This window comes from Frigoribacterium sp. 2355 (genome assembly GCF_054060695.1).
Map to the genome: position 1 here is coordinate 1 of NZ_JBSSDL010000012.1, position 21,177 is coordinate 21,177.

At 71.5% G+C, this 21,177-nt stretch carries 18 protein-coding genes and 1 pseudogene; 14 read left to right on the forward strand and 5 right to left on the reverse strand.

Going from position 1 to position 21,177, the window contains the following annotated elements:
- Nucleotides 1-157: 157 nt before the first annotated feature.
- Nucleotides 158-1,243, reverse strand: a complete 1,086-nt coding sequence (locus ACVJ1F_RS12785) for a BMP family lipoprotein (protein WP_159825424.1) — start codon at nt 1,241-1,243, stop codon at nt 158-160.
- A gap of 167 nt (nt 1,244-1,410) precedes the next feature.
- Nucleotides 1,411-2,529, reverse strand: coding sequence for a mannose-1-phosphate guanylyltransferase (locus tag ACVJ1F_RS12790; protein WP_123570462.1), 1,119 nt, complete (start codon nt 2,527-2,529; stop codon nt 1,411-1,413).
- 96 nt (nt 2,530-2,625) lie between these two features.
- On the opposite strand from ACVJ1F_RS12790, the gene ACVJ1F_RS12795 reads away from it, so the two are divergent.
- The 5 genes from ACVJ1F_RS12795 (at nt 2,626) to ACVJ1F_RS12815 (ending at nt 7,485) form a co-directional block, all read left to right on the forward strand.
- The gene (locus ACVJ1F_RS12795) at nt 2,626-3,768 is read left to right on the forward strand and encodes a glycosyltransferase family 4 protein (protein WP_456886652.1); all 1,143 of its coding nucleotides are present in this window, start codon (nt 2,626-2,628) and stop codon (nt 3,766-3,768) included.
- Between the two features lie 186 nt (nt 3,769-3,954).
- The gene (gene sdhC / locus ACVJ1F_RS12800) at nt 3,955-4,407 is read left to right on the forward strand and encodes a succinate dehydrogenase, cytochrome b556 subunit (protein ID WP_082460414.1); all 453 of its coding nucleotides are present in this window, start codon (nt 3,955-3,957) and stop codon (nt 4,405-4,407) included.
- Between the two features lie 4 nt (nt 4,408-4,411).
- Nucleotides 4,412-4,861 (forward strand): succinate dehydrogenase, hydrophobic membrane anchor protein, encoded by a 450-nt coding sequence (sdhD, locus tag ACVJ1F_RS12805; RefSeq protein ID WP_056046415.1) that lies wholly within the window; start codon nt 4,412-4,414, stop codon nt 4,859-4,861.
- A gap of 58 nt (nt 4,862-4,919) precedes the next feature.
- Nucleotides 4,920-6,728 (forward strand): succinate dehydrogenase flavoprotein subunit, encoded by a 1,809-nt coding sequence (gene sdhA, locus ACVJ1F_RS12810; RefSeq protein WP_056046417.1) that lies wholly within the window; start codon nt 4,920-4,922, stop codon nt 6,726-6,728.
- A 1-nt stretch (nt 6,729) separates the two neighbouring features.
- Entirely contained in the window at nt 6,730-7,485 is a 756-nt protein-coding gene (locus ACVJ1F_RS12815) for a succinate dehydrogenase iron-sulfur subunit (RefSeq protein WP_056046419.1), read from the forward strand.
- Between the two features lie 101 nt (nt 7,486-7,586).
- On the opposite strand, the gene ACVJ1F_RS12820 is transcribed toward ACVJ1F_RS12815, so the two are convergent.
- Nucleotides 7,587-7,934 (reverse strand): hypothetical protein, encoded by a 348-nt coding sequence (locus tag ACVJ1F_RS12820; RefSeq protein WP_456886655.1) that lies wholly within the window; start codon nt 7,932-7,934, stop codon nt 7,587-7,589.
- Nucleotides 7,934-9,133, reverse strand: a complete 1,200-nt coding sequence (locus tag ACVJ1F_RS12825) for a DUF6177 family protein (protein ID WP_456886657.1) — start codon at nt 9,131-9,133, stop codon at nt 7,934-7,936. The genes ACVJ1F_RS12820 and ACVJ1F_RS12825 overlap by 1 nt, the downstream gene beginning before the upstream one ends.
- Nucleotides 9,134-9,322: 189 nt before the next feature.
- Here ACVJ1F_RS12825 and ACVJ1F_RS12830 point away from each other — a divergent pair, with 189 nt between their 5' ends.
- Nucleotides 9,323-10,066, forward strand: a complete 744-nt coding sequence (locus tag ACVJ1F_RS12830) for a hypothetical protein (protein ID WP_456886659.1) — start codon at nt 9,323-9,325, stop codon at nt 10,064-10,066.
- 104 nt (nt 10,067-10,170) lie between these two features.
- Here the strand turns inward: ACVJ1F_RS12830 and ptsP are convergent, their stop codons facing one another.
- A complete protein-coding gene (gene ptsP / locus ACVJ1F_RS12835) occupies nt 10,171-11,820 on the reverse strand; it encodes a phosphoenolpyruvate--protein phosphotransferase (RefSeq protein ID WP_456886661.1) in 1,650 nt (549 codons plus the stop codon).
- A 164-nt stretch (nt 11,821-11,984) separates the two neighbouring features.
- Between ptsP and ACVJ1F_RS12840 the strand changes: the two genes are divergently transcribed.
- From ACVJ1F_RS12840 to ACVJ1F_RS12875, 8 genes and pseudogenes are all read left to right on the forward strand, one after another.
- Nucleotides 11,985-13,145 (forward strand): YihY/virulence factor BrkB family protein, encoded by a 1,161-nt coding sequence (locus ACVJ1F_RS12840; RefSeq protein WP_123570466.1) that lies wholly within the window; start codon nt 11,985-11,987, stop codon nt 13,143-13,145.
- A 10-nt stretch (nt 13,146-13,155) separates the two neighbouring features.
- Complete coding sequence (locus tag ACVJ1F_RS12845; RefSeq protein ID WP_056046429.1) at nt 13,156-14,001, forward strand: exodeoxyribonuclease III; 846 nt, start codon at nt 13,156-13,158, stop codon at nt 13,999-14,001.
- Between the two features lie 48 nt (nt 14,002-14,049).
- Nucleotides 14,050-15,054, forward strand: coding sequence for a tryptophan--tRNA ligase (gene trpS / locus ACVJ1F_RS12850; protein ID WP_456886663.1), 1,005 nt, complete (start codon nt 14,050-14,052; stop codon nt 15,052-15,054).
- 2 nt (nt 15,055-15,056) lie between these two features.
- The gene (locus ACVJ1F_RS12855) at nt 15,057-15,761 is read left to right on the forward strand and encodes a GNAT family N-acetyltransferase (protein WP_456886665.1); all 705 of its coding nucleotides are present in this window, start codon (nt 15,057-15,059) and stop codon (nt 15,759-15,761) included.
- 38 nt (nt 15,762-15,799) lie between these two features.
- Nucleotides 15,800-16,801: a bifunctional diaminohydroxyphosphoribosylaminopyrimidine deaminase/5-amino-6-(5-phosphoribosylamino)uracil reductase RibD gene (gene ribD / locus ACVJ1F_RS12860; RefSeq protein WP_456886737.1), complete on the forward strand. Its 1,002-nt coding sequence runs from the start codon at nt 15,800-15,802 to the stop codon at nt 16,799-16,801.
- A 17-nt stretch (nt 16,802-16,818) separates the two neighbouring features.
- Nucleotides 16,819-17,439, forward strand: a pseudogene (ribA, locus tag ACVJ1F_RS12865) (GTP cyclohydrolase II); the annotation flags it as partial.
- A gap of 218 nt (nt 17,440-17,657) precedes the next feature.
- Entirely contained in the window at nt 17,658-19,004 is a 1,347-nt protein-coding gene (locus ACVJ1F_RS12870; protein ID WP_456886667.1) for an MFS transporter, read from the forward strand.
- A 173-nt stretch (nt 19,005-19,177) separates the two neighbouring features.
- Nucleotides 19,178-21,127: an ABC transporter ATP-binding protein gene (locus ACVJ1F_RS12875; protein WP_456886669.1), complete on the forward strand. Its 1,950-nt coding sequence runs from the start codon at nt 19,178-19,180 to the stop codon at nt 21,125-21,127.
- Nucleotides 21,128-21,177 lie beyond the last annotated feature (50 nt).

Here is a 21,177-nt window from a genome sequence, read left to right on the forward strand (position 1 = left end):
GTGGGGCGGCCCTGGGGGGTCTTGGGGGGGGGGGGGGGCGGGGGGCCCGGGGGGGGGGGCCCCCCCCGGGGGGGTGGGGGGGGCGGGGGGGGGGGGGGGCCCCGCCCCCCCCGGCCCTGGGTCAGTCGATGCTAATCGATGACGGGAGGTGCTTTCGTCAGCTGGTGAGCGCCGACGGGGACTCGACCTCGATCGAGCCGTCGATGATGCCGGCCTTGATGGTGTCGAGCTCGTCCTGCAGACCGGAGTCGACCTTGTCGGCGTAGTCGTGGAACGGGGCGATGCCGACGCCGTCGTTCTCGAGCGTGCCCACGTAGGGCGTGCTCGAGAACTTGTCCTCGCTGGCCTGCGTGACGACCGCGTCGGTCGCCTGCTTGATGCCCTTGAGCACCGAGGTGAGGAAGAGGTCCTTGTTGGCGCTGTCGGTCTCGTAGGTGTCGCTGTCGGCACCGACCAGGACGACGTCCTTGCCGGAGTCGCGGATCGCCTCGGCGGCGCTCTGGTAGATCGGGCCACCGACCGGCAGGATGACGTCGGCGTTCTGGTCGATCAGGGTCTGGGCGCTCTGCTTGGCCGTGGTGCCGGCCTCGAAGCCACCGGTGAAGGTGCCGTTCTGGGCGTCGACGTCCCAGCCGACGACCTTGACGTCCTCGCTCTTCTGCTCGTTGTAGTACTTCACGCCGTCGGCGAAGCCGTCCATGAAGATGGTGACGGTCGGGAACTGCATGCCGCCGAAGGTGCCGACGACGCCGGTCTTCGAGTAGCTCGCCGCCGCGTAGCCCGCGAGGAACGCGGCCTCGGACGTGTTGAAGGTGATCGGCTGCACGTTGTCGGCCGTGATCGACGAGTCGTCGATGGTGGCGTAGTTGATGCCCGAGTTCGCCTCGGCCGCCGACTTGGTGGCGTCGGCGAGCGCGAAGCCGACCGTGACGATCAGGTTGCAGCCCTGGTCGGCGAGGTTCGACAGGTTGGCGTCGTAGACCGTCTCGTCGGCCGACTCGACCGTCTTGGGCGTGGACCCGATGGTCTTCGCGGCCTCGGTCAGGCCCTCGTAGCCGAGCTGGTTGAACGACTTGTCGTCGAAGCCGCCGGCGTCGGAGACCATGCAAGGGACGAAGTCGCTCGAGGCGCCGCTGGTCGAGCCAGAGCCGCTCTCGGGGGCCGAGGCACAGCCGGCCAGGATGACGGCGGTGCTCGCCAGGGCGAGGCCGCTGAGCACGGCCTTGCGCGCAGTTGTAGTCAAGTTGTCCTCCAGGGTGCAGCCCGGCACGAGGCGCGCCGGGTGGGTATGGCTGACAGGTTACCTACTGTGACGGGCGCCTCCGACCGACGGGTGGTAGTGATGCCGAGGCGTTACACAGTCGCGACCACGACGTAACGAGCACGAAACGTCCACGGGCCCGGAGCGGGTCAGAGGACGTCGCTGCGACCGCTCAGCTTGAGGGCGTCCACGACGCCCTTGACGCGTTGGGCGTTCGCCGTCGTCGTGACAAGCAGGGCGTCGGGGGTGTCGACCACGATGATGTCGTTGACGCCGATCAGCGAGATCAGCCGGCCGCTGTTGCCGACGACGATGCCGCTCGAGCTGTCGGCGAGCACGCGGGCGTTCTCGCCGAGGATGGCCAGGTCGCTCTTGCGACCGCCGGCGTGCAGCTTGGCGATGGAGGCGAAGTCGCCGACGTCGTCCCAGTCGAAGTCGCCGGGTACGACGGCAAGCCGGCCCGCCGCGGCGGCTGGTTCGGCCACGGTGTAGTCGATGGCGATCTTCTCGAGGCCGGGCCACACCTTGTCGACGACGGCGCCGCGCTTCGGGGTGTCCCACGCCGCCGCGAGCTCTTCGATGCCCTCGAGCAGGTCGGGACGGGTCTCGCCCAGCTGCTCGAGCAACCGGTCGGCCCGCGAGATGAACATGCCGCCGTTCCAGAGGTAGTCGCCGCCGGAGACGTAGCGCTCGGCCGTCTCGAGGTCCGGCTTCTCGACGAACGACTCGACCGTGCGGGCGCTCGGTGCGCCCTCGATGTCGAGCGGTGCGCCGACATGGATGTAGCCGAACCCGATCGCGGGTTCGGTGGGGGTGATGCCGATCGTGGCGATGTAGCCCTCGTCGGCGGCGACGATGGCCTCGCGGACGGCCCGACCGAAACCGCGGGTGTCGGCGATGACGTGGTCGGCGGCGAACGAGCCGATGATGACGTCCGGCTCACGACGACGGAGGACGGCGGCCGCGAGGCCGATGGCCGCGGTGCTGTCCTTCGGCTCGCTCTCGAGGACGACGTTGTGGTCGGCGAGGCCGGGCAGCTGCGACTCGACCGCGGCTCGGTGTGCCCGCCCGGTGACGACCATGATGCGTTGGTCGCCGTTGAGGGGGGCGAGGCGGTCCCAGGTGCCGCGCAGCAGGGTCGACCCGCTGCCGGTGAGGTCGTGCAGGAACTTGGGTGCGTCGGCGCGGCTGAGCGGCCAGAGACGGGACCCGATGCCACCCGCCGGGATGATGCTGTAGAACCGGTCGAGGCTTTCCTGGATCGTCATGAGTTCACCTTATCGACGCCCCTCCTCCATGCCTCCGATCCCCTCGCGCCACCGTCGCCGTCGAGGCTCGCAGCACGAGCAGTCCGAGGAGGACCGATGCGAGTCGTGATCGTGACCGAGAGCTTCCTACCCACCGTCAACGGGGTCACCACGAGCGTGCTGCGCGTGCTCGACCACCTGGCCCGACGCGGACACGAGGCCATGGTCATCGCCCCGGCGGGCCGCGGGACCACGAGCTACGCCGGCTTCCCCGTCCACCGGGTGCCGTCCGTGGCCTACCGCCAGTTCCCGGTCGGACTGCCGAACCCGCAGGTCGCGGCCGCCATCGCCGGGTTCCGACCCGACGTCGTGCACGTCGCCTCGCCGTTCCTGCTCGGCGCCCAGGCCATCGCCGCGGCGGCACGCCTGGGCGTGCCCTCGGTCGCCGTCTTCCAGACCGACGTCGCCCGGTACGCGGGGACGAACGGCCTCGGGCTCGGCTCGGCCGTCGCCTGGCGGCTCGTGCGCCGCATCCACGACCAGGCCACGACGACGCTGGTCCCCTCGCGCGCCTCCTTGCGGGATCTCGAGACGGCCGGCGTGGGCCGGCTCGCGACCTGGGGGCGAGGAGTCGACTCGGCCCTGTTCCACCCAAACCGCAAGTCGGGCGACGCGGTGCGCGCCCTGCGGGAGTCCTGGGGCGCACCCGACCGGGTGCTCGTCGGCTACGTGGGCCGACTGGCCCCCGAGAAACAGGTCGAGCGGCTGGCCGCCCTGCGCCCCCTGCGGGAGGCCCGCCTCGTGGTCGTCGGGGGCGGCCCCTCACTGCCCGCCCTCCGCCGCCGCCTGCGACAGCTCGACCCGGTGTTCACCGGCCCTCTGCACGGCGAGCACCTCGCGGACGCCTATGCGGCGCTCGACGTGTTCGTGCACACCGGCTCGACCGAGACCTTCGGTCAGACCGTCCAGGAGGCCCACGCCAGCGGACTGCCGGTCGTGGCCCCGGCCGCGGGCGGGCCCCTCGACCTCGTGAGGCACGGGGTCGACGGGTTCCTCTTCGAGCCCCGCCACGACCACTCGCTCCGCCGGAGCGTCCGCACCCTGGTCGCCTCGGACGAGATGCGGGCCCGCTTCGGCGAGGCCGGCAGGCGGGCGGTCGTCGGACGCACGTGGGAGACGCTCGGAGACGAGCTCGTCGAGCACTACCGACGGGCGATGGCGAGCGTCCGCGACGGGGCGGAGCGCGCCTCCGTCCGCTGATCGCGGGGCCGGGCCGACGGGTCCGTCTTGTCTCGACGTCGAACGACTTCGGAGGGGCGGGGCCGCGTCCGCACTCGGCGGGAACATAGACTGGACAGGTTCTGAGAACGCCACCAGCGGACACGGCTGTCCCTCGTACCGATCGAGCGAGAGCGTCGTCCGCCCCATCCGCGAGGAGAAGTGCTCATGGCCGAGCAGTCGACGCGAACGGTCGCATCACCGGCAGGCAGACCGGGTGCACCGAAGATCAGTGCGCCCAAGGCGCCCGGGAAGATCGCCGGCACCCTCTACCGGGGCCGTGAGGGCATGTGGTCGTGGGTCCTCCACCGCATCACCGGCGTGAGCATCTACTTCTTCCTGCTGGTGCACATCCTCGACACCGCCCTGGTGCGGATCAGCCCCGAGGCCTACAACGCGGTGATCGGCACCTACAAGAACCCGATCATGGGACTCGGCGAGACCGGCCTCGTCGCCGCGATCCTGTTCCACGCCCTGAACGGCCTGCGGATCATCCTCATCGACTTCTGGGGCCCCGGCACCAAGTACCAGCGCGTCATGTTCTGGGTCGTCATCGGCCTCGCCGTGGTCCTGTTCGCCGGTTTCGCCCCGCGCCACCTGATGAACGTCTTCTCGGAGTAGAGCCATGACCACCCAGACCGTCGAAGCCCCGCGCTCGGCCCGCGCGGCCCAACGCTCCACCAACTACGAGAAGTGGGGCTGGATCTACATGCGCGCCAGCGGCCTGCTGCTCGTCGTGCTCGTGTTCGGCCACCTGTTCATCAACCTGCTCGCGAGCGAGGGCGGCGTCAAGGCCATCGACTTCGCCTTCGTGGCGGGCAAGTGGGCCAGCCCGTTCTGGCAGGTCTACGACACCCTCCTCCTCTGGCTCGCGCTGATCCACGGCACGAACGGCATGCGGACGATCGTCAACGACTACGTCTCGAAGCCGACGGTGCGCAAGGTCCTGCTCGTCACGCTCGTCACGTCGACCGTCGTCCTGCTCGTCCTCGGCACGCTCGTGATCTACACGTTCGACCCGTGCCCCGCGAACGCCCCGGCCGACCTGCTGCCGTCGTTCTGCACCGCCGGCTAGCCACCCGGCCCACCGTCCACTCCGGCCACCGGCCGCACGTCCCCCACCGGAAAGAACCGTGACCACACCCTCCCCCGCCCCCGCCAGCACCGTCGTCGACGGCGTCCACTACCACCAGCACGACATCGTCATCGTCGGGGCCGGGGGTGCGGGCATGAGGGCGGCCATCGAGGCCGGCCCGAACGCCAGCACCGCGGTGATCTCGAAGTTGTACCCGACCCGTTCGCACACCGGTGCGGCCCAGGGCGGCATGGCGGCGGCCCTCGCCAACGTCGAGGACGACAACTGGGAGTGGCACACGTTCGACACCGTCAAGGGCGGCGACTACCTCGTCGACCAGGACGCCGCCGAGATCCTCGCCAAGGAGGCGATCGACGCCGTCCTCGACCTCGAGAACATGGGGCTGCCGTTCAACCGCACCCCCGAGGGCAAGATCGACCAACGTCGCTTCGGCGGCCACACGGCCGAGCACGGCAAGAACCCCGTCCGGCGAGCCTGCTATGCGGCCGACCGCACCGGGCACATGATCCTCCAGACGCTGTACCAGAACTGCGTCAAGCACGGCATCAACTTCTTCAACGAGTTCTACGTCCTCGACCTCATCATGGGAGAGATCGACGGAGAAGAGCGCCCGGCCGGCGTGATCGCCTACGAGCTCTCGACCGGCGACCTGCACGTGTTCCAGGGCAAGGCTGTCATCTTCGCCACCGGCGGCTTCGGCAAGATCTACAAGACGACGTCCAACGCGCACACCCTGACCGGAGACGGCGTGGGCATCATCTGGCGCAAGGGCCTGCCGCTCGAGGACATGGAGTTCTTCCAGTTCCACCCGACCGGCCTCGCCGGGCTCGGCATCCTGCTGAGTGAGGCCGCCCGCGGTGAGGGCGCGATCCTGCGCAACAGCGAGGGCGAGCGCTTCATGGAGCGCTACGCCCCCACCATCAAGGACCTGGCGCCCCGCGACATCGTCGCGCGCTGCATGGCGACCGAGATCCGCGAAGGCCGTGGGGCCGGACCGCACAAGGACTACGTCTACCTCGACATCACGCACCTCGACCCCGCCGTGATCGACGCCAAGCTGCCGGACATCACGGAGTTCGCCCGCACCTACCTCGGCGTCGAGCCGTACACCGAGCCCGTCCCCGTGCTGCCGACCGCCCACTACGCCATGGGTGGCATCCCGACGAACGTCAAGGCCGAGGTGCTCCGCGACAACACGACGGTCGTGCCGGGCCTCTACGCCGCCGGCGAGTGCGCCTGCGTCAGCGTGCACGGCTCGAATCGCCTCGGCACGAACTCGCTGCTCGACATCAACGTCTTCGGCAAGCGCGCCGGCAACAACGCCGTCGAGTACGTGAAGGACGCACCCTTCGTGCCGCTGCCCGACGACCCGGCCGGCTTCGTGCGCGGTCTCGTCGAGGACGTCCGCAACGCCACGGGCACCGAGCGCATCGCGACGCTGCGCAAAGAGCTGCAGGACAGCATGGACCGCAACGCCCAGGTCTTCCGTACCGAAGAGACCCTCGACGAGGTCACCCACGTGATCGCCGACCTCCGCGACCGGTTCAAGAACATCTCGGTGCAGGACAAGGGCAAGCGCTTCAACACCGACCTGCTCGAGGCCATCGAGCTGGGCTTCCTGCTCGACCTCGCCGAGGTCGTCGTCTACTCGGCTCGTTCGCGTCAAGAGAGCCGCGGGGGGCACTTCCGCGAGGACTACCCCACGCGCGACGACGAGAACTGGCTCGTCCACACGATGGCGTACCTGACGGGCGACGCCCACTCGTCCCTGGCCGGCGACCACATCCGCCTCGACACCAAACCCGTCGTGATCACGAACTACCAGCCGATGGAACGGAAGTACTGACATGAGCACCGCTGTCCTCGAGAACAAGCCCCAGGGCGCCGACGCCGTCCCCACGTTCACGGCGACCCTGATCATCCGCCGGTTCGACCCCGAGGTCGACGACGAGCCCCGCTGGCAGGACTTCGACGTCCAGGTGCTGCCGACGGACCGGGTGCTCGACGCCCTGCACCAGATCAAGTGGGAGCAGGACGGGTCGCTGACCTTCCGTCGTTCGTGCGCCCACGGCGTCTGCGGCTCCGACGCGATGCGCATCAACGGCCGCAACCGGTTGGCCTGCAAGACGCTGATCAAGGACCTCGACATCTCGCAGCCGATCTACGTCGAAGCGATCAAGGGCCTTCCCCTCGAGAAGGACCTCGTCGTCGACATGGAGCCCTTCTTCCAGTCGTACCGCGAGATCCAGCCGTTCCTCATGGCCTCGTCCAAGCCCGAGAAGGAGCGCCTGCAGAGCGCCACCCAGCGCGAGCGCTTCGACGACACGACCAAGTGCATCCTCTGCGCCGCCTGCACGTCGAGCTGCCCGGTGTTCTGGACCGACGGCCAGTACTTCGGTCCGGCCGCCATCGTCAACGCGCACCGCTTCATCTTCGACTCGCGCGACGAGGGTGCGCAGGTGCGCCTCGACATCCTGAACGACAAAGAAGGCGTGTGGCGCTGCCGCACCACCTTCAACTGCACCGAGGCCTGCCCGCGCGGCATCCAGGTGACGCAGGCCATCGCCGAGGTCAAGCAGGCCGTCTTGCGCGGACGGGCCTGACACCGAGCCACCGCCACGAGAGAGGGCCCGACCACCACGTGGTCGGGCCCTCTCTCGTCCGACGGGTCGCGGCGGCGCATGGACGCGCATCGACGACCTGGTCAGTCGTCCTCGACGATGCAGGCGGCCTCGAGGCCGAGGGCGAGTCGTAGCGCGACCGACACCCCGGTCTCACCTTCGTCGCCCATCGGGGCGACGGCGTCGATCCAGAACACCGGGAGGGGCACCGAGGGCGGGTCGGGCAGCAGACGGTGGACCTCGTCCGCCTCGGTCAGTTCGGCCCCCTGGTAGACGGTGAGGAGCGGAACCCCACCCGCCCCGAACACCTGGAGGGCGTCGCCGCCGTCGATCTCGCGCACGCCGAGCGAACCGTCGACCGCGTGGGCAGCCGTCGCGAGGTCGAGCTGGTCGTAGACGTGCGGACTCAGGATGGTGATGTCGCGGGGCATCAGCTCTCGTCCTCGGCCGGACGCGGACGCTCGGTTCCGGCCTGGGACTCGTTGCCGGCCCGGTCGCCGGACCGGCTGCCCGTCCCGGCGTCGGCCTCGGTCATGGCCTCGGCCTCGGCCGTGCTCTCGTACAGCAGGTCCAGTTCGTGCAGGTCTTCCTCCCACGCCTGGAGCAGAGGGCTGGCGACGAGCTGGGCGAGCCTCTCGGGGCCGACCGCCTCCAGCGTGCGGTGCAAGGCGTTCCAGCCCGACGTGGCCTCGTCACCCAGCGGCACGACGTAGGCGGGCAGGCGCGGTCGGCCGACCACGACGACCGGACGTCCGGCGTCGAGGGCGGAGCGTTCGAGGCCGAGCCGACGCACGGACGGTGCGCCGATCAAGAGGGCGACCGGGTTCGGCGGGGGGTAGGTCACGGCCCGGACGCACCGATCGGACTCGCCCTCGCGGGCGATGACGAGGGCGAAGGTCGGCAGGGACGACTCGGCGATGTGGCCGAGAGCGTCGGTCAGCCGGGCGATGGCGTCGTCGAGCGTCCCCTCGGTCACGTCGACCGTCAACGCCGTGGTCTCCTCGATGCCGTGGTCGGTGACCCGTGCGGTGATCGTCGCCGACAGGTGCGGCCCCTCGACGACGACCCGGACGGTCTCGGGAGCCTGGTGACGGGCGTGTTGGGTGAGGACCCAGCGGTCCCAGGCGTGGCCCAGGGGCTCGGTCGCCCCCCATCGGGTCGGGACGGTGCCCGAGACCGCCGCTCCCAGGGTCTCGACCGCGCCTCCCAGGCTCGTGTCGTGGGACGCCCTGTGGAGCACCGTGAGGTCGACGCTGAGCTGGCAGGTGGTGTCGACGGCGTCCTCGATGAGGGGCAGCCACCCGGCGGACGGCACGACGGGCACCGAGGCGTCGAGCTCGGTGGCCGCGGCGTCGACGTCGGCGTACGGCAGGCCCGTGAGGCCGTCCCGGAGACGGTCCTGGTCGTCGTGCACGGCCCAGACGCCCCCGGCGGCGACCAGCGCGGCCCGGAGGCCGACGGTGAGGCGCGACCGTTCGCTGGTGACGAGCACGACGCGTCGACTCGTCGGGGGTCGACCGAGGAGGTCCGCGAGCGGACGACTGAGTCGGACGACGCGGGCCCTGCTGTCGACCCGGACGGCGCGCGACGAGATCGCGTCGACCAACGGGTGTCGGATTGGGGTGCCCACCCGTCGATTCTGCTCCGTGGCGGAGGGCCGTGACCGGATGCACGGCGGACTCGGACCAGCCCGGCCCGAGACGGCCCACGCGGCCTAGGCTGGGTCCCCGTCATCGCCAACGACCCTCGAGAGGCCTGCCATGAACGACGTCCGACGCCTCGACCGACGGCCCTGCCGGCCCGGTCCGCGAGCGATCTCGTGAGACGACGCCCGTACCGCAACGGTGAACGCCCCCTCGACCAGCGGGAACGCCGACGAGCGTTCGCGGCAGCCGTCCGGACGAGGCCGCCCCTCCGACCCACCGCCGACCGGGAGTTCGGTCGGGCCCTCGCGCGCCTCGACGAGCTCGTCGAGAAGGTCCTGCTCTCGGGCGACCACGACCGCTTGCTCGACGAGACGCGGGTGTCGACCTGGCCTCGCGAACTGGACGCCGTGGCCGCGGTCGTGGTGGACCGGCTCGATCCGCCGCCGTCGGTTGACCGCGCGGCGGTGTCCGCCGCCGTCGCGGACAACCTGGAGGCGCGCTTCGGCCTGCGTGCGGGAGCCTCCCCGACCGAGAGGTCGGTCGTCCTCTGGCAGTCGGTGGCCGGTGCCGACTCGCGGCTCGCCGAGAACGGGTGGGAGCGTGACGTCCTCTCGGACGACCGGGAGGCGCTGGCCGAGTTCTTCGCCTCGGACGGCGATCCGGTACGGGCACGTCTCACGCGGTCGTCGGGTCGCCTGCACCTCGAACTGCGGGGCACGAACGCACCCGTCGGCGACCGGTCGTCGTCGTACGCGGTGCTGTCGAGATTGAGCGCGCTCGTCCTCGTCGACGATCCTCGCGGCCTCGTCTCGGTGCTCGACGAGAGCACGGCCGGTGCGCTGCGGGACGTGGTCGTCGCCTGGGGCGAACTGGCCGACCACCTCGACGAACGTCGCGCCGAGGCCGGCGCACGCTGAAGCCGGACCGTCCTGAGGCCGGAACACCCTGAGGCCCGACGGCCCCGAGGTCGGACGGACGAGGGACGGCGCCGCCCCCGGGAGGGGCGACGCCGTCCCGTCCGTCAGACGGTGACGGCTTCGGCGGCCTGTCGCGCGCCCGCGGCGGTGGTCGCCGCGACGGCGGCGGCCGCGAGCTCGCGAGCCTGGTCGAGGGTGTACCGGGAGAGCTCGAGACGCACGTCGGCCAACGCGGCCGGCGTCATCGAGAGCGTGGTCGCCCCCAGCCCGACGAGCACGACCGCCAGCAGGGGGTCGGCCGCGGCCTCGCCGCAGATGCCGACCGGCTTGCCGGCTGCGGCACCGGCGTCACCGAGCGACTTGACCAGACGCAGCACGGCGGGGTGCCAGGGGTCCTGGTAGGCGGCCACGGAGCCGAGCATGCGATCGGCCGCCATCGTGTACTGGGTGAGGTCGTTCGTTCCGACGCTGACGAAGTCGGCGCTGGCGAAGATCTGGTCCGCGAGCACCGCGAGCGAGGGGACCTCGGCCATCACGCCGACCGTCTTCAGGCCGAGCTCGCGGCCGAGGGCGACGAAGTACTCGGTCTCTTCGGCGTCGCTGACCATGGGCGCCATGACCCACAGGTCGGCGGTGGTCGCCGCCTGTGCCTGCGCCAAGGCGGTGAGCTGGTCGCGCAGGATGTCTTCTTTGACGCGCAGGGCGCGGAGGCCGCGCAGGCCGAGCGCGGGATTCTCCTCGTGGGCGTCGTTCAGGAAGCTGAGCGGCTTGTCGGCGCCCGCGTCGAGGGCTCGCACGACGACCTTCTTGCCCGGGAAGGCCTCGAGCAGGGCGGTGTAGCTCGCCGTCTGGCTCTCGACGGTGGGCGCGGTGGAATTGCCGAGGAAGAGGAACTCGGTGCGGAACAGTCCGACGCCTTCGGCACCCAGTTCGATGGCCCCGGCCGCCTCGGCCGGCGCGCCGAGGTTCGCGAGCAGCGGGACGGTGTGGCCGTCGGCCAGCGCGCCCTCGGTGAGCGGCGCGGCCGCGGCGGCGGCGCGGTCGGCGATGCGCTTCTCGGCGTCGGCGACCTCGTCGGCGGACGGGTCGACCGTGACGACGCCGGTCGCGGCGTCGGCCACGACGATCGTGCCGTCGGCGAGGTCGAGCGCACCGGTCACCCCGACGATCGCGGGGATCGACTTGGACCGGGCGAGGATGGCGGTGTGCGACGTGGGTCCGCCGTCACGCGTGACCAGGGCGAGCACCTTGTCGAGGTCGAGCAGGGCGGTGTCGGCAGGGGCGAGGTCGGGCGCGACGAGCACGAACGGGGTGTCGCTGTCGGGCACCCCGGGAGCCGGGACGCCTCGCAGCGAGGCGATGACGCGCTGCGCCACGTCGCCGAGGTCCGTCGCGCGTTCGGCCATGTAGCCCCCCATGCCGATCAGGAGGTCCTGGAAGGCGGCGAACGCCTCGTGCACGGCGCGTTCACCGGTGCGACCGTCGTCGATGCGGGCCTTCACGTCGTCGGTGAGGGTGGGGTCCTGGGCCATCAGAGACTGGGCGTCGAGGACGTCCTTCGCCTCGCCGCCGGCCTTCTCGCCGCGGGCCGTGAGGTCGGCGGCGACCGCGGAGAGGGCGGTGAGCACGGCGTCGTACTCGAGAGCCGCGTCGGCGGTGCGGGGATCGGTGCCCGGCTCGGGCAGCGGATCGGGCATCTTCTTGACGGGGCCGACGGCCACTCCACGTCCGACGCCAACGCCCTGTAGTGCCACGGTGAACCTCTTCGAGTCTCGATGGTGGGGACGTGCGGCAGGACGCCGGGCACGCCCACGGTCGGTCCATGGTAGACGGAACGTCCGGACGTCGGGTCAGCGCCGATCCCGGGCTCGACCGAGGTGGCCGGGCCGCGTCGCCCGGCCACCCCTACCCTGGACGCATGCGCGCGCCGTGGACCCGAGAACCGACGCCCGACCCGGCCGAGGCGACCCGCGCCTCCGCGGCGGGACGCCCGTCCGGACGCGCCCGGCGGGCCGGCTCACGCGTCGTGGGGTCGCGGCCGACCCGGGTGCTGGCGCGGCACGTCACGGCGAAGGGGCCGCTGCTCGCGGCCGGGTTGACCTACCAGGCGCTCTTCGCCCTGTTCGCGGCCCTGTGGGTGGGCTTCTCGGTCGCGGGGTTCGTCGTCTCGGGCGACCAGGTGCTCCGTGACGAGTTGATCGTGTTCATCCGCTCGGCCGTCCCCGGGCTCATCCAGGACGTCGACGGCACGGGCGTCGTCGACCCCGAGTTGCTGCTCGACGCGTCGGTCTTCGGTTGGACCGGCGCGGTCGCCCTGCTCGGCCTGCTGGTGTCGTCCGTCACGCTGCTCGGCAGCATGCGCGACTGCGTGCGCATCGTGTTCCGGGCACCGCAACCGGTCACGCCGCTCGGCCGACTGATCGTGCGCGACCTCGGCCTGGCCCTCGCATTCGGGGCCGCGGTCGTCGTGTCGGCGACGCTGTCGCTGCTCAGCACCACGGCGGTCTCGGGCCTGTTGTCCGGGGTGGGCGTCTCGACCCGGTCGATCGCGGGCGAGGCGACCCTGCGCGTGGTCGGCATCGTGCTCGTGTTCGTCTTCGAGACCGCGGTGCTGGCCGTCCTGTTCCGCGTGTTGGCCGGGCTGCACATCCCCTTCCGTCGACTGCTCGCGGGGGCGATGCTCGGAGCGGCCGGATTCGTCTCGCTGACCGTGGTCGGCGGCGTCGTGCTCCGCGCCACGGGGTCGAACCCCCTGGTCGCCTCGTTCGCGGCCGTCGTCGGACTGTTGATCGTGATCAACCTGCTGTGCCAGGTCCTGCTGCTCAGCGCCGGCTGGATCGCCGTCGGCATGGACGACCTCGGCGTGCTCGCCGACCCGCATCAGGAGGCGGCCCGCCTCCGCCGCCTCGAGGAGGAACGGCGAGCCCAGGAGGCGCGGGCCCGGTCGCGGGGCGGTCGTCTGGTGGACGGCGCCCGCGGGCTGCTCTCGCGGTCGCTGCGGGCCGTCCGCCGGGGTGACCCGTCCGACGCCCCGGGCACGGGGTCTCCCGACGACCCCGGTGACGGTGCCCGCCGCTAGTCTGGAGCCCATGTCCACGCGCCTCCGTCTCGCCACCGTCAACGTCAACGGCGTCCGTGCCGCCTTCCGCAAGGGCATGGGCGACTGGCTCTCGGCTCGCGACGTGGACGTCCTCACGCTGCAAGAGGTGCGCGCCTCGACCGACGACCTCGAGGGCCTGCTCGGCCCCGAGTGGAACGTCGTGCACGACCCGGCCACCGCCAAGGGGCGGGCCGGTGTGGCCATCGCCAGCCGGGGCAAGGCCCACGTGCACCGCGTCGAGCTCGGCCCCGACGACTTCGACAGCGCCGGGCGGTGGCTCGAGGCCGACTACGAGATCGACGGCACCGTCGTGACCGTCGTCAGCACGTACGTCCACTCGGGCGAGGTCGACACCCCCAAGCAGGACGAGAAGTGGAAGTTCCTCGACGCCATGTCGGCGCGGCTCCCCGAGCTCGCCGCCCACAACGAGCTCTCGGTGGTGACGGGCGACCTCAACGTGGGCCACCGCGAACTCGACATCAAGAACTGGAAGGGCAACGTCAAGCGAGCCGGCTTCCTCCCCCGCGAACGGTCGTACTTCGACCGGTTCCTGGGGCCCGCGGGCGAGCAGGTCGTGACCGTCGACGGCACCGGCGGAGAAGGCCTCGGGTGGGTCGACGTGGGTCGACGCTTCGCCGGCGAGGTCGAGGGGCCCTATTCGTGGTGGTCCTGGCGCGGTCAGGCCTTCGACAACGACGCCGGTTGGCGCATCGACTACCAGCTGGCCACCCCGGCGCTGGCCGAGACCGTCGAGCACTACGTGGTCGACCGGGCGGCCGCCTACGACCAGCGCTGGTCGGACCACGCCCCGGTCGTCGTCGACTACCGGCTCTGACCCGCGTCCCACCCCTTCTCTTCTCGCACCACCCCGACCGAGGACCTCATGACCAAGCCCCGTCTCTTCTCCGGCATGCAGCCGTCCGCCGACTCGCTCCACGTCGGCAACTACATCGGCGCCCTGCAGCAGTGGAAGTCGCTGCAGGCGACGCACGACGCCCTGTTCTGCGTCGTCGACCTGCACGCCATCACCGTCCCCCAAGACCCCGCCGCGTTGCGTGCGCAGATCCGCGGCACCGCCGCCCAGTACATCGCCGCGGGCATCGACCCGGCGGAGTCGACGCTGTTCATCCAGTCGCACGTGCCGGCACACACGCAGTTGGCCTGGGTGCTCAACACCCTGACCGGCTTCGGCGAGGCCAGCCGCATGACGCAGTTCAAGGACAAGGCGGCCAAGCAGGGGTCCGACGCGGCCTCGCTCGGCCTGTTCGCCTACCCGACCCTGATGGCCGCCGACATCCTGCTCTACCAGGCCGAGACGGTTCCCGTCGGAGACGACCAGCGTCAGCACGTCGAGCTCACCCGCGACCTCGCCACCCGGTTCAACTCCCGTTTCGGCGAGACCTTCGTCGTGCCCGAGGCGGTGATCCAGAAAGAATCCGCGCGCATCTACGACCTGCAGTCACCCGAGTCGAAGATGAGCAAGTCGGCGGCCACCGACTCCGGAGTCGTGTGGATGCTCGACGAACCGGGCCGCACCGCCAAGAAGATCAAGTCGGCGGTCACCGACGCCGAGCGCGAGATCCGCTTCGACCGCGGGGCCAAAGCGGGGGTCTCCAACCTGCTCACCATCCTGTCGTCGTTCTCGGGCGCCAGCGTGGCCGACCTCGAGGAGCGCTACGCGGGTCGCGGCTACGGCGACCTCAAGAAGGACGTGGCCGAGGTCGTCGTCGAGATCTTCGCGCCCGTCCGCGCCCGAGCCCTCGAACTCCTCGACGACCCGGTCGAGCTCGACCGCATCCTCGCCGTCAACGCCGATCGGGCGAACGAGATCGCCCAGGCCACGATCGACACCGTGTACGACCGCATCGGCTTCGTCCGCAAGGCCTGATCGTGCTGCCGTTCGTGCTCGCGTCGCCGACCCTCGAGTTACGGGTGCCGAGCGCGGCCGACGTGCCGGCCATCGTCGACGCCTGCCGCGACGAGACCCTGCAGCGTTTCACCACGGTGCCCCTGCCGTACGGACGGTCCGACGCCGAGTTCTTCCTGCGACGCATCGTGGACGACGGGTGGGCGACGGGACGCGAGTTCACCTGGGGGCTGCGCCGCCCGGGTTCGGGTCTGCTCGAGGGCGTGGTCAGCGTTCGGCTCCGGTCGTCCGACGTCGGCTTCTGGACGGCCCCCGCCTCGCGGGGTCAGGGGATGATGACCGAGGCGCTCGGCCTGGTGGCCGATTGGGCGTTCGGCGCCGGAGGGCTCCGAGAACTCTTCTGGGAGGGCTACGTGGGCAACGACGCCTCCGCGGCCGTCGCCCGCCGGACGGGGTTCACCTACCAGGGCGTCGGTCCGGGGCTCCACCCGGACCGTGACGGAGGCCACCCCCTCTGCTGGAAGGCCCGCCTACGACCGGGCGACGCTCGGTCGGCGCGAGCCGGTTGGCCCGACCTGGGGCGCCCCGGGGTCCGTCCCGGCGGCTCGGCGGAATACCCCGTGGCCGACGGCGTTGACTCCCTCACGGATGCCGTCGACGGCGTCGCCCGCCCGTCCCCCACCGCGCACGCCCCGGCGCGCGACCGTTCCGTCCCGGAGGCACAGTGAGCATCGATCCGATCGACCACGACGTCCTCGAACGCGCCATGCGCCGGGCCGTCACGCTCGCGCGACGTGGGCCGGCCCGCGGCGTCAACCCCCAGGTCGGTTGCGTCCTCCTGCGTCCCGACGGCAGCGTCGCGGCCGAGGGATGGCACCGGGGCGCCGGCACGCCACACGCCGAGGTCGACGCCCTCTCGCACCTCTCCCCCGGCGAGGCGCGGGGTCTGACCGCCGTCGTCACGCTCGAACCCTGCGATCACGTGGGCCGCACCGGTCCGTGCAGCGTCGCCTTGATCGAGGCGGGCGTCTCCCGCGTCGTCCACGCCGTCGCCGACCCCGGCGCGTCCTCCGGAGGCGGGGCCGAGCGGCTGCGCCGCGCCGGCGTCCAGGTGGTCGACGGCGTGCTCACCGACGAGGCCACCGAGATGGCTCGCCGCTGGTTGGTGACGGCCCGGACGGGCCGACCGTTCGTGACGCTCAAGTGGGCGTCCAGCCTGGACGGTCGCACGGCAGCGTCCGACGGTAGCAGCCGCTGGATCACCGGGACGGCGTCACGGCAGCACGTTCACGAGCAGCGAGCGGCCCACGACGCGATCCTGGTGGGCACGGGCACCGTGTTGGCGGACGACCCCAGCCTGACCGCCCGCGGCGACGGCGGAGAACTGCTCCCCGACCAGCCCCTGCCCGTCGTCGTCGGCACGCGCACCGTGCCGGCCGACGCCGCCCTGCGTCGGCACCCCCGGGACATCGTCGAGACGGGGACGCACGACCTCGAGGCCGTGCTCGACGACCTCGGCGCCCGCGGGGTCCGCAGCGTGTTCGTCGAGGGCGGACCGACCGTGGCCAGCGCGTTCGTCCGGCTCGGGCTCGTCGACGACTACGTCGTGTACCTCGCGCCCACGCTGCTCGGCGGCCCCCGGACGGCCCTCGACGACCTCGGTGTGGACCACATCGACGGGCAACGACGACTGCGCGTCACCGAGGCGCACCCCCTCGGCGACGACCTGGTGGTCGTCGCCCGCGACACCCCCAGGAGCCCCGCATGACCACCACGCCCGCCGCATCGTCCCAGGTGTCGTTCGAGGTCGAGACCACGGTCCCCACCCGTCACGGCACGTTCCGCATGAGGGCCTACCGCGACACCCTCACCGGCGCCGACCACGTGGCGATCATCGCGAGCGACCCGGCCGGCCTCCCCCCGGCGGACGGTGCCCTCGTGCGCGTCCACTCGGAGTGCCTCACCGGCGAGGCGTTCGGCTCCCTCAAGTGCGAGTGCGGCCCGCAGCTCGACGCCGCGCTCGACACCATCCGGGACCACGGCGGGGCCGTCGTCTACCTGCGCGGACACGAGGGTCGGGGCATCGGCCTCGTCGACAAGCTCCGGGCCTACCGCCTGCAAGAGGACGGACTCGACACCCTGGACGCCAACCTCGCCCTGGGGCTGCCGGCGGACGCCCGGGACTACGGGGCGGCGGCCGACGTGCTGCGCGACCTCGGGCTCAGCCGCGTCAGGCTGCTGAGCAACAACCCCGAGAAGCGGCGTCAGCTCGGCGAGCACGGCATCGAGGTCACCGAACTGGTGCCCCTCGTCGTCGGCGTCGGTGCCTTCAACGAGGGCTACCTCGACACGAAGCGCGACCGCATGGGCCACGAGTTGCCCGGCCACCTCGGCTCCGACGACTGAGTCCGCGGCGGCCCCCGCTCCCGCGGCCCCGACGTGCGTCCCCACCGGGGTACACGCCGGAGTACGATGGACGACGGCTGTCACGAGCGGCCACCGTCTCACCCGGCCGAGCGATCCGCAGATCCCTGCACCGCGCCTCCGTCCGACCCGTTGCGCCGCACCATGCGCCGGGTCCTCGACGTCCGCCGGGACCTCGACCCCTGCCTCGGAGTGCCCCCGTGTCTGCCCCCACCGTCGACCCGTCGACGTCGTCCGTCCCCGCCATCAACAAGCGTTCGCGCGTCATCGTCGCGAGCCTCATCGGCACCTCGATCGAGTTCTACGACTTCTACGTCTACGCGACCGCCGCGGTGCTCGTCTTCCCGACCATCTTCTTCGCCAACGACGACCCCGCCGTGGCCCGCCTCGCCTCGTTCGCGGTCTTCGGCGTCGCGTTCATCGCCCGGCCCGTCGGGTCGATCGTCTTCGGCCATTTCGGCGACCGCATCGGCCGCAAGGGCACCCTCGTGGCGTCGCTGCTGACGATGGGCATCGCCACGGTGCTGATCGGGTGCATCCCGGCGGGCACCACGCCCGGTTGGGCGGTCGCCGGCCCGGCCTGCCTCGTCGTGCTGCGCTTCTGCCAGGGCCTGGGCCTCGGCGGCGAGTGGAGCGGTGCCGCGTTGCTCGCGACGGAGAACGCCCCGGCGAACCGCCGCGCGATCTACGGCACGTTCCCCCAGCTGGGTGCCCCCATCGGCTTCATCATCGCCAACCTGCTCTTCGTGCTGCTGAACACGACCCTCACCGAGGAGCAGTTCATGGCCTGGGGATGGCGCCTGCCGTTCCTCGCGAGCGCGGTGCTGGTGATCATCGGCCTCTACGTCCGGTTCAAGCTGATCGAGACGCCGGCGTTCCAGAAGGTCGTCGACTCGGGCAACGTCGCGACCCTCCCGCTCGCCCGCGTGTTCCGGTCGAGCTGGCGCCCCCTGCTGCTCGGCACGTTCATCATGCTGGCGACCTACACGCTCTTCTACCTGATGACGACGTTCACGCTGACCTTCGGGACGGCCGACGCCGCGGGCGACCCGGCCGGCCTGGGCATCCCCCGGACGCAGTTCCTCTGGATGCTGATCCTCGGCGTGGTGTTCTTCGGCGTCTTCACGCTCGTGTCGGGGCCCCTGGCCGAGAAGTACGGACGCCGCGCGATGCTCATCTGCGTGACGGCCGGCATCCTCGTCTTCGGCTTCACGTTCGCCCCGCTGTTCGCCGCGGGTGCCCTCGGCGCTCAGGCGTTGCTCATCATCGGCTTCGTCCTCATGGGGCTGACCTTCGGACCGATGGGGGCCGTGCTGCCCGAGCTGTTCCCCACGAGCGTGCGCTACACCGGCTCGGCGATCAGCTACAACGTCGCGAGCATCCTCGGTGCCGCCGTGGCCCCGTTCATCGCCGTCGCGCTCTGGACGGCCGCGGGCGGCAGCACCTGGCTCGTGGGTCTCTACCTGTCCTCGATGGCGGTGTTGACCCTGATCGCGCTCGTGCTCAGCCGTGAGACCCGCGACGTCGACTACGACACGGCCGGCTGACCGGACGCGACGTGCCCTGCCGCCCGGCCCGCGCCTCCTGAGCGGAGGCGCGGGCCGGTCTCGTGCGCAGGTGGAAGTCACCGGGACGAAGTACGGTCGTAGTCGGCGGAGGCACCGCCCGCGACACCGACCGCCGCACCCCGCGACGCCGGTCACCTGGCACGAGAGGCATCATGAGCTCCGACACACGCGCGCGCACGACGACAACCGACGGGAAGGAGGCGCGGGTCGACCCACCGGCCGCGCCCCGGTCGCGGTGGGGTCGCCGTCCGCAGCCCGAGGGTCCGCGTGCCACGTTCCGTCAGCTGTTGCCCTACCTGTTCGAGCACAAGAAGGTCATGGCCGTCATCATCGTGCTCAGCGTCCTGGGTGCCGCGGCGTCGCTCGGTCAGCCGTTGCTCGTGCAGCAGGTCATCTCGGCCGTGCAGGAAGGCGTGACGCTCGGTCCCCTCGTCTGGGCCCTGGTCGCGCTGGTCGTCGTGGCCGGGCTGATCAGCGGGTTCCAGCACTACCTGCTGCAGCGCACCGGCGAGGGCGTCGTCCTGTCGAGCCGCCGTCGCCTCGTCGGACGCATGCTCCGGTTGCCCGTCAGCCAGTTCGACACGCGCCGGACGGGCGACCTCGTGTCGCGGGTCGGCTCGGACACCACCCTGCTGCGGGCCGTGCTCACCCAGGGGCTCGTCGAGGCGATCGGTGGCAGCCTCACCTTCGTCGGCGCCCTGGTCGGCATGTTCCTGATCGACCCCGTCCTGCTCGGACTGACCGTGCTCGTCGTCGCCGTCTCGGTCGTCGTCGTCGTGCTGTTGTCCGGACGCATCCGCGTGGCGAGCCGCCAGGCGCAGGAGAAGGTGGGTGACCTGACGGCCGCCGTCGAACGCGCCATCAGCTCGGTCCGCACGATCCGCGCCTCGGGCGCCACCGAACGCGAGATCGTCGCCGTCGAGCGAGACGCCGAGGGCGCCTACCGACGGGGGCTGCAGGTCGCGCGCATCTCGGCCCTGGTCGTGCCGATCTCGTCCGTCGCCCTCCAGGCCTCCTTCCTCGTCGTGCTCGGCGTCGGAGGTTACCGGGTGGCCAGCGGTGCCATCGAGATCGCCTCGCTCATCTCGTTCGTGCTCTTCCTCTTCCTCATGATCATGCCGCTCGGCCAGGCTCTCGGCGCCGTGCTCAGCGTCAACCAGGCCCTGGGGGCGCTCGGACGGATCCAGGAGATCCTCGACCTGCCGAGCGAGACCGACGGCGACGAGCGCCTCGCGGCCGAGGTCGCGACCCGTGAGGCGGGCGCCGGTGGTCTGGAGGCGGACGACGGCATCGCCGTCCGGTTCGACGACGTGCACTTCCGCTACCCCGACTCGCCGGTCCCCGCCGGGCCGGCCACGGGGGGCCCGCAGGTCTCCGGCGACCCGGTCCACGACTCGGGCGAAGGCCCCGCCGACGACGACCTCACGGTGTTGCGGGGCGTGAGCTTCTCGGTGCCCGTCGGCAAGCGCACGGCACTCGTCGGCCCCTCGGGAGCAGGGAAGAGCACGATCCTGTCGCTCATCGAGCGTTTCTACGACCCGACCTCGGGTGCCGTGCGCGTGGGGGGCGCCGACGTGCGCACCCTCGACCGGCGCGACCTGCGGTCCCGCATCGGCTACGTCGAACAGGACGCCCCGGTGCTCGCCGGCACCATCCGCGACAACCTCACCCTGGGTTCGCCCGAGGCGACGGACGACGACTGCCGTCGGGTCCTCGAGGCCGTGAACCTCACCGCCGTCCTCGAACGCGGCGACCAGGGCCTCGACGCCCAGGTCGGCGAGGACGGGGTGATGCTCTCCGGAGGCGAGCGCCAGCGCCTGGCCATCGCCCGCACGCTGCTCAACGCGCCGCCGATCCTCCTGCTCGACGAGTCGACCTCGAGCCTCGACGGCCTCAACGAGCAGCGCCTCCGCGAAGCGATCGACGCGGTGGCCGAGAACCGTACGCTCATCGTCATCGCCCACCGGCTGTCGACCGTGGTCGACTCCGACCAGATCGTCGTCGTCGAGGCCGGCCGGGTGGTCGGTGTGGGCACCCACTCCGAACTGGTGGGGACGACGCCGCTGTACAAGGACCTGGCGAAGCACCAACTCCTCGTCTGAGGCCGGGCTCCTCGCGCGACGGGGCGCGGCCACGACACCGTGCGACGATG